Here is a 12,413-nt window from a genome sequence, read left to right on the forward strand (position 1 = left end):
GCCGCGCCGATGCTGCGGCCGTAAAGCGACATGACGAAGCCCGGCGTGCAGAAGCCGCATTGCGAGCCATGCCGCACGACCATCTCGCGCTGGACCGGGTGGAGCGTGCCATCCTTCGACAGGCTCTCGACGGTGCGCAGCGCCTTGCCGTCGAGCATCGGCACGAACAGGATGCAGGCATTGACCGCGCGCCAGCGCACCGCCGCGCCGTCGAGTTCGCCGAGCAGCACGGTGCATGCGCCGCAATCGCCCTCGGCGCAGCCCTCCTTGGTGCCGCAGCGGCCGGCGTGCTCGCGCAGATATTCCAGCAGCGTCGTCGTCGCCGGCAGACCCGCGATCTGCACCGTTTCGCCGTCGAGCACGAAGCGCACCGTCGAGTTCATCGCGGAGACTCCGCTACCCAAGCCGTCATTCCCGCGAAGGCGGGAATCCAGAGCGGCACAGCAGTGGCATCGACTCTGGATTCCCGCCTTCGCGGGAATGACGGGACTTTGAGCCTGTCGTCGGAATCGGGGATTTGCATGCCCTAGCTGCCGCGATAAGTCGAGTAACTCCACGGCGACATCAGCAGCGGCACATGATAGTTCTGCTGCGGATCGGCGACGCCGAAGCTCAGGCTCACCTCGTCGAGGAACGGCGGATCGGGCAGCGTCAGCCCCAGCTCGCGATAGTAATCACCGACCGCGAACACCAGATCGTAGACGCCGGCACGCAAGTCCGCGCCCTGCAGCAAGGGTGCGTCGCTGCGACCGTCGCTATTGGTGCGCGTCTGCGCCAGCGTCTCGCCGCGGCTGCCGCCGCGATACAGCGTGATCAGAATGCCTCCGGCCGGACGCCCGTGGGCCGTGTCGAGCACGTGCGTCGTCAGCTTGCCCATGCGTCGTTCCCTCGATTGTAAGGGCTCGTAAATGAATAACGTGGACGAACGCCGGGGTCTGTTGTCGTGCAATGCAAGGAATGACGAGCGCGGTGTACTGGACGTACATGAGCGAGGAATGACGCCGCAGTGCGCGACAACAGACCCCGGCCCTTCGGGTTGCCGCCCCGGAGCGCGCCAGGCGGCGTTGCTCGTCGCTCATGTGCAATGAGCACACTTCGCTCCTCGCGCCTTGCCTGGCGCGCTCCGGGGCGGCAACGTTCGTCCACGTTATTCATTTACGAGCCCTTAGGAAGAGTCGCGCCAATATTGCATACAAAGTTATGCGCTGAGCAAGGCAAAGCACGTGCCACGGGATTTCGGCCGGCAGCTGGGCGTGGGCCAGCCGAACGCGCCGCGTTGCCGGTTTGTATCGATGTACTCATGGATAAAACAGCCCAATTTGCTCCAGCAGCGCCTCCACAGAGCCGCGAATCCCGGACCGGCACAGGCCGTGCGTTACAAACCTGAGTTACAAAAAGTAGATCGGCGATACGAACTCGTATGGCACGACCATTGCCTGTCTGTGGCAGCCACTTTGTATGCAATCCGTCGCGACATTCAGGGCGGATACTCTCTTTCCAACCGGACAACACCGCTCGCAATGAAGTCGCAGGCAAATACCTTGATCAAGCGCATGGGTTTCGGCAGCCGCTCGGGCTGGCTCTCCGGATTGCTCGGCGCCGGCCTGGTGCTGAGCGCGTCCGCCGCGTCGGCAGAGCCGCTGACCACGCCGTTGAAGGTCGCCTTTGTTTATGTGGGCCCAGTCGGCGATGCCGGCTGGAGCTACGCGCACGACCAGGGCCGCCTGGCGCTGGAGAAAGAACTAGGCGCCGCGGTAAAAACCACCTACGTCGAGAGCGTGCCCGAAGGCGCCGATGCCGAGCGCGTGATCCGCCAGCTCGCGGTCGACGGCAACCAGCTGATCTTCACTACCTCGTTCGGCTACATGGAGGCGACGGTCAAGGTTGCGCGCATGTTCCCTAAAGTCGCGTTCGAGCACGCCACCGGCTTCAAGCAGGCCAAGAACCTCGGCATCTACGAGACTCGTTTTTATGAAGGCGCCTACCTGCTCGGCGTGCTCGCCGGCGGTACCACCAAGAGCAATACGCTCGGCTTCGTCGGCTCGTTCCCGATCCCCGAAGTGATCCGCAACATCGACGCCTTCACACTCGGTGCGCAGAGCGTGAACCCGAAGATCAAGACCAAGGTGATCTGGGTCAACACCTGGTACGACCCGGGCAAGGAGCGTCAGGCCGCGGAGACGCTGATCGCGCAGGGCGCCGACGTGATGTGCCAGAACACCGATTCGCCGGCAACGCTGCAGGTCGCGCAGGAGAAAGGCGTTTACGCCTGCGGCTGGGATTCCGACATGGGCAAGTTCGCACCCAAGGCGCAGCTGTCGGCCAACATCAACAACTGGGGGCCTTACTACATCAAGGTCGCCAGGAGCGTCATCGCCGGCACCTGGAAGCCGGCGGAAACCAAGCTCGGCATCGCCGACGGCGTGATCAAGCTGGCGCCGGTAGCGGCCGCGGTTCCGGCTGCAACCGTCAAGGCATTCGAAGAGACGAAAGCGGCGATCGCGGCCGGCAGCTTCTATCCGTTCCAGGGCCCGATCAAGGATCAGGCCGGCACCGTGAAAGTGGCAGCCGGCGCGATGCTGACGCAGGCCGAGATGATGTCGATCAACTGGTATGTGGCCGGCGTCGAGGGCTCGATTCCGAAATAGATCAGCACTTCGCCGGGACGCGGGCGACGCTTCAATTTAGTTTCATTTGCAGGAGTCGGGCTCAAGCCCGACCTACATTGTGGACACCGCCCGGGAGTAGCCGGTGAACCGCAGGCAACAGGATTTTTCAAACGGGCAGCAGTTCATCACATTGGATCTTTGGATTTATCGGGGAATTTCATGAAGAGAGTAAATCGGGCCCGCGACAAACGGGCGTTGGTTCTAATGACCCTGGTCGGCGGCACTGCGCTGCCGGGGCTCGCGATGGCGCAGATCGAAGCGGCGCCCGAAGTTGCACAAGTGGCGCCAGCCGAAGCACCGGCCACTGAGGCACCGGTCGCGGAGCTGGCGTCCAGCGACGCACCGGCGGACACCACTGAAGAGGTTATCGTCAACGCGCGCGTCAACAAGGAGGTCAACATCCTGCCGCGCGAGCCGGTGGATTCGGTGTTCGGCTTCGAGAAGAGCATCGCCGAGACGCCGCGCTCGCTGACCTCGATCAGCAACGAGACGATGAACAAGCTCAACATCAACGAGATCGACGACCTGGTGGCGCTGAGCCCCGGCGCCTATACCCAGTCGTTCTTCGGTGTCGCCGGCTCGCTCGACGTGCGCGGTACGCCCGGCGAAAACTACTTCCGCGGCGTGCGCCGCATCGACAACCCGGGCAACTACCCGACGCCGATCGGCGCCAGCGACCGCATCGACATCGTGCGCGGCCCGGCTTCGCCGATCTACGGTCCGTCCAAGATCGGCGGCTATCTGAACTTCGTGCCGAAGTCGGCACGCGCCGCCGACGGCCAGTATTCCACCGAAGCCAGCGGCGAACTCGGCATCACCCGCGGCAGCTGGGACAAGAACGTGCTGCACGCCGAAGTCGGCGGCCCCGGCAATATCGACGGCCAGAAGTTCGGCTACTACCTGTACGCCGAAAGCGAGAATTCCGGCTCTTACTACGACAACACCTCGACCAACCAGTCGCTGTATCAGGCATCGATCGACGCGCAGCTGACTGACAGCTCACGCATCGAGTTCGGCGGCCTTTACCAGGACTTCGACGGCAACCAGGTTGCCGGCTGGAACCGCCTGACTCAGGATCTGGTCGATCACGGTACTTACATCACCGGCAGTCCGCCGTCACTGGACACCAATGGTGATGGCAAGACCTCGGCTGCCGAAGCGGCCGCCGGCGACCTCGGCATCTTCTACTTCGGCGGCGTCGGCGCGCAGGATCCGGCGACGGTCGACAGTGACCTCAGCGCTCATCCGAACATGGCGCTGGTCAATCCGGGCACCACGCACATCAAGGGCAACCAGGTGCTGGTGGCGCCGGACGACGTGCTCGCGACCAAGGTCGGCACGCTGTACTTCGATTTCATCCACGATTTCGGCGGTGACTTCAAGCTCACCAACAAGTCGTTCTACGAGAAGATGACGAACATCAACGAGAATGCCTATGGCTTCTCGCAGTTCGCCGACACCTACGCTTTTGAAGATCAGGTGAACTTCTCGTACAAGTACGACTTCAGCGACGACTTCAAGTCGTCTTATCAGTTCGGCCCGTCGATCCGCTATCAGAACTTCAAACACGGCGACAACTTCGACTTCGAATACTTCGACCGCCGCGACATCACCAAGCCGAACTCGCCGATCGATATCCGCACGCTGTCGACGCGTGACGGCACCACGCTGGAGCCCTACTCCAGCCACGACGTCGGCCACTACACCGACGCCGGCTTCGCGCTGCTGGGCGACTTCACCGCACTCGAGCGCATCCACCTGTTGGTCGGCGGCCGCTACGACAGTGTCGACGTGACCGGGACCTGCGAAGCGGACGCCGACGGCTGCACGCCCTTCGGCTTTCCCACTGACATTACCGGCATAAAGCAGCACGACAGCGATGACGGCATCTCCTGGACCGGCAGCCTGTCGTACGACATTCCAGTGATCGGTGTGATTCCGTACTTCACGCGCGCCAAGCAGACGACGCTGATCGTCGGCCAGGGCGGTGAAGTGCCGGCGAGCAACATCGCGTCTGGCACTACGTTGGCCAATTCCAACCTCACCGAAATCGGCGCCAAGGGCAACTTCTGGAACAACCGCATCTATGCGGCCCTGGACTGGTACAAGCAGGAGCGCGTCGATTTCTCCTCGCAGAACACGGTCACCAACAACACCACGGAAGCCAAGGGTTACGAGTTTGAATTCCGCGGCGTACTGACCAACAACCTGGCGTTGAGCGGCGCCTTTACCACGATCAAGGTCACCAACCTGACCGCGGTGCAGGACGGCTACCAGTTCGGTTTCGCCGGTGGTAGCGATCTGCCCGCGGGCATCGACCCGTCGCGCATCTACGGCGGCGTCGTCAACGGTTACACCTTCGACACCGATGGCCGCAAAGCCGGTGTGCCGCAGAAAATCTACAGCCTCTACCTGATCTACAACTTCGATCAGGGCACGATGTTGCAGGGCCTGACGGCCACGGTCGGCGCAACGCATGTCGATGCGACGTACTCGGGCTTCTCCAAAGCGGTGCTGCTGCCCTCGTACACGCTGGTCAATGCCGGCCTGAACTACGAGACCAAGCATTGGAAGCTGGGCCTGCAGGGCAAGAACCTGACCAACGAGCGCTACTTCCGCTCCAACTTCCCCGACCTGTTCGGCTCGTCGGTGGTGCTGCCGGAATTGCCGCGTAACTACCTGGCGACGATGACCTACAAGTTCTGATCGCCTGGCGTCACGTTTCTCCTGTGCGCCGGTCGGGCCAAGCCTGACCGGCGCATTTTTTGATTGGCGACCCCGTAGGGCGGGTCATGACCCGCCGCTGTTGATTCAGCGACAGGCGCAAAGCGGCGGGTCACGACCCGCCCTACCAGCAGGAGCTTTTCCGGTCCGCCGCAAGCTGCGCATCCATCCCGAAATGACCAACGTCCCCGCCACCGAAAAGAAGAAGTCCGGGCAATGAAAAACAGAATGCTGTTGAGCGCGGTGCTGCTGCCTCTGATGTTAATTTTCGGCGGCTGCGTGAAGAAGGCGCCCGCTCCGATCACAGTCAGGGTCGTCGTCGTATCGATGTTCGAGATCGGCAAGGACAGCGGCGATACCGCCGGCGAATTCCAGCTCTGGTACGAACGCCAGAAGCTGACGCAGCCGTTTCCGTTTGCGCATCACCACGACCTGTACCTCAATCCGCAAACCGGCGTACTCGGCATGGTCACCGGCATGGGTACCGCGAATTCGGCGACCGCGGTGATGGCCCTTGGCCTGGACCCGCGCTTCGATCTGTCACACGCATACTGGCTGGTCGCGGGCATCGCCGGCTTTGATCCGGCGGATGCCTCGCTGGGCTCCGCGGCCTGGGCCGAGTACCTGGTCGATGGCGACCTCGCGCACGAAATCGATGCGCGCGAAATGCCGGCCGACTGGCCCACCGGTTACTTTGCGCGCGGCAGCAAGCGTCCCTACGAAACCCCGCACCCGGCACCGAGCGGCGAAGTGTTCCATCTCAACGGCGCGCTCACGGAATGGGCGTATCAGTTGACGCGCGAGTTGCCGCTGAAGGACAGCGAGGCGCTGCAGAAGCGGCGTGCGCAGTACGTCGGCTATCCGAATGCGCAAAAGCCGCCGTTCGTGCTCAAGGGCGACAACCTCGCCGGCATGACCTACTGGCACGGCAAGCTGCTCAACGACTGGGCCAACCAGTGGACGAAATACTGGACCGACGGCAAGGGCGAGTTCGTGTCCTCCGCGATGGAAGACACCGGCACCGCGCAGTCGCTGACCTACCTGACGCCGACCGGCAAGGCCGACCTGAACCGGCTGATGGTGCTGCGCACCGCGAGCAACTACACGATGCAGCCGCCGGGCGTCAGCGCCGCCGAGAGCCTGCTGTCCGAGCACGGCGGCGAAGGCTATTCGGGCCTGAGCGCGTCGGTGGAAGATGCGTATCAGGTCGGCTCGAAGGTCGTCGATGAAATCGTGACGCATTGGGACCAGTACAAGGATCATGTACCGTCGGCGCCGTGAATGTTGGGGTTCGCTGCGCTCACCCCAACCTACCAAAGCTCCCTAGCTCCGTAGGTTGGGGTGAGCGCAGCGAACCCCAAAATCAGCGCTCCCCGGCCGGCAAGTCTTCGAGCGACGAGCCTGCCCAGTCACGCGACATCAGCCCCTTGCGGATATACCGATGGATTGTCGAATGCGGCCAATCGGCGGCACGCTGGATATATCCGTGCTTGACCGGATTGATATGCACGTAATCGATATGCCGCGCGAAGTCCTTGTCGTCGCGAATCTGGTGCTCCCAGAAGCGGCGTTGCCAGATGCCACGTTCGCCTTTCTTTGCGCGGCTGGCGCCGATCGGTTCGCCGGATTCCACGCAGCGCGAGAAACCCGCCTTGATCAAGGCCCAGCGCAGCGAGTAGTCGGCATCGCCCGGCGGCAGCGTCCAAACTGCATGAAGATGATCAGGCAGAACGACCCATGCGTCGATCTCCAAGGGATGGCGCGATTTCACCAGGCGTACCGATTCTCGTAACGCCGAAATCTTCTCGATCAACAGCTGGCTGCTTCGATCCGCCAGATTCACGGTGAAAAAATAGATGCCGCCTGCAGCGCTTGCACGTCGGTAATGCATGGGGCAGTTCCGCGTCGATGTTGGGGTTCGCTATGCTCACCCCAACCTACGGCGATTGCCGTGCTCGATGTCTCTTTTGTAGGTTGGGGTGAGCGCAGCGAACCCCAACATCGCTACTCGCGCGGCAGACAAAGCTGGTAGTGCTTGCAGGTGAACGAATAGCTCACCGGCTTGACGTCCTTCAGCGAATCCCAGCCCTGCTTCCGGAACTGCTCGGCGAAACGCTCGACGCGCGAATCGTAGTCCTTCAACAATTTCTGCTTCACCGGCTCCTGCACGAAGGAATATTTCAACGAATTGCGTCCCAGCTGCACGAGCTCCTCCCAGGACAGGTTGAACTCGCGCACCGCGACGAAATACTCGTCGCTCATGTTGGAATCCCACATGCCGCGATCGTCCGTGGACAGCGCCACCGGAATGCCGGTGCGCAGATATTCCGGGAACGGATGCTGCTGGAAGTTCTGCACGTATTCGAGCAGCAGGTTGCTGATCAGGTTGATCTCGACCATGTACGGGCCGTTGCGCATCAGCAGCATCGTCTCCGGGTCGGTGATCAGATTGACGCCGTGACCGATGCGCTCGGCGCCCAGCAGCAGGGTGTCGCGCACGTGATGATTCGGCTCGTCGACTTCGCCGGCGTGGATAGACAGATGGATGTCCGGATATTTTTTGCGCAGCTCGCGCAAAGTCGGCAGGAAGCGCAGCGGATAACCCTTGTCGTCATCCTCGCGGCCGACCATGTTGACGCCGACCCATAGATCACGGTGTTTGTCGGTGAACTCGTAGAGCTCGCGCAGGTTCTGTTCGGCGCTCGGCAGAAAACGCAGAATCGAACTCTGGAAGCGCACCGTCACGCCGGTGGCTTTCGCATCCGGGTCTGCCAGGCGCTGGCGATAGATCGCGACGGTTTCGTCGGCGGTGTAGGTGCTGCCGTCGGCCTTGAGTTCGCCGCCCGGCCCTTCCTGCGTTTCCAGGTAGACCAGGTTCTCCTTGCCGAAAGCCTGCATGTTGCGGAACAGGATTTCCGCGACCACGTAGGGATTGCGCCACAGCTCGTTGAGCCGCTCCCAGTGGCGGCCGAAGAATTCGTTGCGGCCCTCGTATTGCTCGTTGAGACGGATGCTGTCGAGCCAGCCCTGCTTCTCAGCGGCGTTCAGATCCTGCAGGCGCTTGTACTCGCCTTTCTGGCAGGGTTCGAGCTTGTCATAGCTCGAACCCTGCAGTGTGCGGAACAGCATCAGGTAGGGCGCGAAGCCGTACTCGTTGCTGCTGCCGTAGGCGATGCAGTTGCTGATGCGGACTTTCGTGTAATAGGTGTAGCCCCTGCCCTGCTGCGCGAGCGCCGCATCCCACCACCATTCCGACAGGCCAGCGCCTGTCAGATGGTTGTGCAGGTCGCCGCCCTTGGGCAAGGCGTACAGAAAACGATAAAGCTGCTCCGGCGAGGCCTCGGCTTTCAGTTTCTCGAACCAGGGTTCGGCGGCCTGTGACGGCAGGCTATAGACGATCAACGAGAGTAGTAGAAGTATCTTGCGCATGGCGTGTTCCGCGATGGTGGCGTGTGGCTCGGTGACTGTTGGGGTTCGCTGCGCTCACCCCAACCTACACGGCCTCGTAGCATTGGTAGGTTGGGGTGAGCGCAGCGAACCCCAACGTCGCCGCATCATTCCTGCGGCAGGCAAAGCTGATAATGCTTGCAGGTAAACGAGTAACTCACCGGCTTCACGTCCTTCAGCGAATCCCAGCCCTTCTTCTGAAACTGCGCGGCAAAACGCCCGACCCGCGCCTCGTAGTCCTTCAGCAGTTTCTGCTTGACCGGCTCCTGCACGAACGAATATTTCAAGGAGTTGCGGCCCATCTGCACGATCTCTTCCCACGACAGCTTGAACTCGCGCACCGCGACGAAATACTCGTCGGTCATGTTCGAGTCCCACATGCCGCGGTCGTCGGTGGACAGCGCGACCGGGATGCCGGTACGCAGATACTCCGGGAACGGGTGCTGCTGAAAGTTCTGCACGTATTCGAGCATCAGGTTGCTGATCAGGTTGATCTCGACCATGTACGCACCGTTGCGCATCAGCAGCATCATGTCGGGGTCGGTGATCAGGTTGACGCCGTGGCCGATGCGCGTGGCGCCGAGCAGCAGGGTGTCGTGGATGTGCGCGTTGGGTTCGTCGACTTCGCCGCCGTGGATCGACAGCTTGATGTCGGGATATTGTTTGCGCATTTCGCGGAAGACCGGCAGAAAGCGCAGCGGATAGCCCTTGTCGTTGTCCTCACGTCCGACCAGGTTGATGCTGACGTACAGATCGCGATGCTGGTCGGTGAAGGCATACATCGCCTTCAGCTGCTCTTCGGCGTCCGGCGTGAAGCGCAGCACGGTGCTCTGGAAGCGCACTTCCACGCCGGTGGCTTTCGCGTCCGCAGCAGCCAGGCGCCGACGGATGATGTCGATCGCCTCGTCACCGACATAGGCGCTGCCGTCCGGCTTGATGTAGCCCAGCGGTGCGTCCTGCAGTTCCAGATACGCCACGCCTTCCTTGCCGAAGGCCTGCATGTCGCGATACAGGATATCGGCGGTCACATAGGGGTTGCGCCACAGGTCATTCAGGCGCGCCCAGTGGCCGAAGAATTCGTTGCGGCCTTCATACGGCTGATCGAGACGGATGCTGTCGAGCCAGCCGGCTTTCTCGGTGGCGTTCAGATCCTGCAGCCGCTTGTATTCGGACTTCTGGCAGTCGTCGAGCTTGTCGTAGCTCGAGGCCTGCATGTTGACGAATAACAATAAGTAGGGCTTGGGCCCGTACTCATTGCTGCCGTAGGCCGCGCAATTGTTGATGCGCAGCTTGGTGTAGTAGGTGTAGCCGTGCGCGGTCTGCGCCAGCGCGGCGTCCCACATCCACTCGGAACGCACGCCGCCGGACAGATGATTGTGCAGGTCGCCGCCCTTGGGCAGCGCGTACAGGAAGCGGTAGAGCTGCTCGGGTGTCGCTTCCGCTTTGAGCTTTTCGAACCAGGGCTCGGCGGCCTGTGACGGCAGGCTGCAGGTGATCAGCGAGAGAAGCAGTAGTAGCTGGCGCATGGTGTTCTGCGGTAGTTGCTTTGGGTGGTGCTTGTTGGGGTTCGCTGCGCTCACCCCAACCTACAATGTCGTTGTAGCCGTGTAGGTTGGGGTGAGCGCAGCGAACCCCACGCATCGGCGCTACAGATACTTCAGCAGATGCAGGCTGAAATACGCCGCCTGCTTCGCGGCGATCGGCCCGAGGCGCAGGTAGTCGTCGTTCGGCGCCTCCTGCGCGACATTGCTGCCGGCGCGCACGACGATGTAGGGCACGCCGAGAGTTTCGCAGACATGGCCCAGCGGTGCCGATTCCATTTCCATGATGTCGTTGTGGAACAGCGAGCGCAGCGTGTCGATGCGCTGCTGGGTGACGCCAAACAGATCGGACGAGGACACCACGCCGCGCCGCACTTTCACCTTGTAGGTCGCACCATTGGCGGTGACTTCCGGGCCCTTGTATGTGGCGATCGCCTGATCGGCGAGCTTGAGCAGCGAGACCGGCGGCGAGAACGCGTTCTCGACCTCGTGACCGTCGATCGGGCTGTTCATCGGCCGGAACACCATGTCCTTGCTCGTCAGGCTGCCATAGTCGTGCTCATGCATCACGGTGGCGACGATCACGTCGCCGGTGCGCAGCTCCGGATTGGTGCGCGCACCGGTGCCGCTCATCAGCACCAGACGCGGCTTGAACTCGCTGATGAACAAGGTCGAGGTCATGCCGGTGTAGGTCTTGCCGATGCCGGTGATCGCGACAACCACTGGCTTGCCCTCAATGTGACCTTGCCAGTACGGGATGCCCCAGAACGTTTTCTTCTGCGCGTCTTTCATCGCGTCGACGAAAGGCGGGATCTCCTGCGGCACGGCGCCGAGTATCAGGATGGTGTCGGTTGGGCTGTAGTTGAGCGGTTTGGACGGCGCTTCGGCGGCGTGGGCGACGGCGCCACACAGACCGAAAGCGAGGGCCAGTATCAGACGGAGTTTCATTGCGGGTTCCTGTTGTTACTACTTACGCTCAACACCGTCATTCCCGCGAAGGCGGGAATCCAGAGGCTGCGATTGCGCATCCATAGGTACACGTCGGCAAAGGATTGCCGACCTACGGGCCAGGCACGTGATCGCGATACTCGCTCCATCCAATCAGCAGTTTCTGCACGACGATATTGCCGACCTGGTACGCCGCCTCGATCGCCGGCAGGCCGTTCTCCGGATATTCGGCGGTGGTGCTCCAGGCCGCGTCCTTGCCCGGCGGCTGCTCGCTGAAGTTGCTGGCGGTGCGCAGCACCATCACGCGGTCCAGGTCGACGCGCTGCTCGCGCGACAGCCTGCGCAGTGCGGTCAGCGTGCCGCTGTCCTCCATCGCCGACATCATGAAGTTGGCGTCCTTGCCGGCCTGCAGCTGCATCCAGTCGTTGGCCCATTTCGTCATCAGGTCGCCGTGGAAGTAGGTGCTCGACGACATCGTGTCGCCGATCGTGACGAACGGCGGCTTCAATGCATTCGGGAAGCCTGCGAACTGCTGGCGGAAGGCCTTGATGCCCTCGCTGTCGGCCACCGGATGATCCTGGGTCAGATCAAACGCCCACTGCGTCAGCGCCGCATTCAACGGGAAGTGGATCGTGTCGACGGTCCAGCCATCGGCCTTGTCATTGGGCTTTTTCGCGCCCAGCGGCAGCAGGCCGTAGGGCCAGTCTTTCGGGATTTCGCGCGCGTCGATCTCGTACAGCAGATCGCCGTCGACCACGTGTTTTGCCCAGGCCGCGGTGCCGAGCGACACGTCCTCGGGGTCGCCGCCGCCGATGCCGGCGATCAGCCAGTAGGCCTTGCTCAGATCGAAGCGCGGGTCGGTGCCCAGCGCCATGATCGAGGTCGCCGCATTGGTGATGCCGCCGCCGGTGCAGATCGCCAGCAGGCCGGCGCCGTTCATGCGCAGCTCGTATTCGCCCATCGGGAACGGCAGCACGGTGTCGAGCTTCTGCCGCTCGATCCACAGCTGGAATTCACCGGGCTCGTCGCCGGTGGGCTTGCCTTTTTCGAACATGCTGACGACGACGACTTTCACCGGGATCTT

The 12,413-nt window shown here is 62.2% G+C and carries 10 protein-coding genes; 3 read left to right on the plus strand and 7 right to left on the minus strand.

The annotated features are described in order from the left end of the window. On the minus strand, nucleotides 1–383 hold a 383-nt coding region (locus JWQ90_RS20325; RefSeq protein WP_299696851.1), incomplete at its 3' end, for a 2Fe-2S iron-sulfur cluster-binding protein. A gap of 143 nt (nucleotides 384–526) precedes the next feature. Then, nucleotides 527–877, minus strand: coding sequence for a hydroxyisourate hydrolase (uraH, locus tag JWQ90_RS20330; RefSeq protein ID WP_299696852.1), 351 nt, complete (start codon nucleotides 875–877; stop codon nucleotides 527–529). A 643-nt stretch (nucleotides 878–1,520) separates the two neighbouring features. Between uraH and JWQ90_RS20335 the strand changes: the two genes are divergently transcribed. The 3 genes from JWQ90_RS20335 (at nucleotide 1,521) to JWQ90_RS20345 (ending at nucleotide 6,674) form a co-directional block, all read left to right on the plus strand. Continuing rightward, on the plus strand, nucleotides 1,521–2,648 hold the full coding sequence (locus tag JWQ90_RS20335; protein ID WP_299696853.1) for a BMP family ABC transporter substrate-binding protein: 1,128 nt from the start codon (nucleotides 1,521–1,523) through the stop codon (nucleotides 2,646–2,648). A gap of 180 nt (nucleotides 2,649–2,828) precedes the next feature. Then, complete coding sequence (locus JWQ90_RS20340; RefSeq protein ID WP_299696854.1) at nucleotides 2,829–5,375, plus strand: TonB-dependent receptor; 2,547 nt, start codon at nucleotides 2,829–2,831, stop codon at nucleotides 5,373–5,375. Between the two features lie 276 nt (nucleotides 5,376–5,651). After that, on the plus strand, nucleotides 5,652–6,674 hold the full coding sequence (locus JWQ90_RS20345) for a purine nucleoside permease (RefSeq protein ID WP_366919557.1): 1,023 nt from the start codon (nucleotides 5,652–5,654) through the stop codon (nucleotides 6,672–6,674). Nucleotides 6,675–6,756: 82 nt separating this feature from the next. On the opposite strand, the gene JWQ90_RS20350 is transcribed toward JWQ90_RS20345, so the two are convergent. The 5 genes from JWQ90_RS20350 to JWQ90_RS20370 all read right to left on the minus strand — a co-directional run bounded on the left by JWQ90_RS20350 (nucleotide 6,757) and on the right by JWQ90_RS20370 (nucleotide 12,404). Beyond that, entirely contained in the window at nucleotides 6,757–7,284 is a 528-nt protein-coding gene (locus JWQ90_RS20350) for a transposase (protein WP_299696856.1), read from the minus strand. A 113-nt stretch (nucleotides 7,285–7,397) separates the two neighbouring features. After that, the gene (locus JWQ90_RS20355; protein WP_299696857.1) at nucleotides 7,398–8,822 is read right to left on the minus strand and encodes an adenosine deaminase; all 1,425 of its coding nucleotides are present in this window, start codon (nucleotides 8,820–8,822) and stop codon (nucleotides 7,398–7,400) included. A 125-nt stretch (nucleotides 8,823–8,947) separates the two neighbouring features. Next, complete coding sequence (locus JWQ90_RS20360) at nucleotides 8,948–10,366, minus strand: adenosine deaminase (RefSeq protein WP_299696858.1); 1,419 nt, start codon at nucleotides 10,364–10,366, stop codon at nucleotides 8,948–8,950. A 120-nt stretch (nucleotides 10,367–10,486) separates the two neighbouring features. Then, nucleotides 10,487–11,329 (minus strand): 5'-methylthioadenosine/S-adenosylhomocysteine nucleosidase, encoded by an 843-nt coding sequence (gene mtnN / locus JWQ90_RS20365; RefSeq protein WP_299696859.1) that lies wholly within the window; start codon nucleotides 11,327–11,329, stop codon nucleotides 10,487–10,489. A gap of 112 nt (nucleotides 11,330–11,441) precedes the next feature. Continuing rightward, nucleotides 11,442–12,404 carry a purine nucleoside permease gene (locus JWQ90_RS20370; protein WP_299696860.1) on the minus strand — a complete coding sequence of 321 codons (963 nt, stop codon included), beginning with the start codon at nucleotides 12,402–12,404 and terminating at the stop codon, nucleotides 11,442–11,444. Between the last annotated feature and the right edge of the window lie 9 nt (nucleotides 12,405–12,413).

The sequence above is a fragment of the Hydrocarboniphaga sp. genome (assembly GCF_028291725.1).
Classification (GTDB): Bacteria; Pseudomonadota; Gammaproteobacteria; order Nevskiales; family Nevskiaceae; genus Hydrocarboniphaga.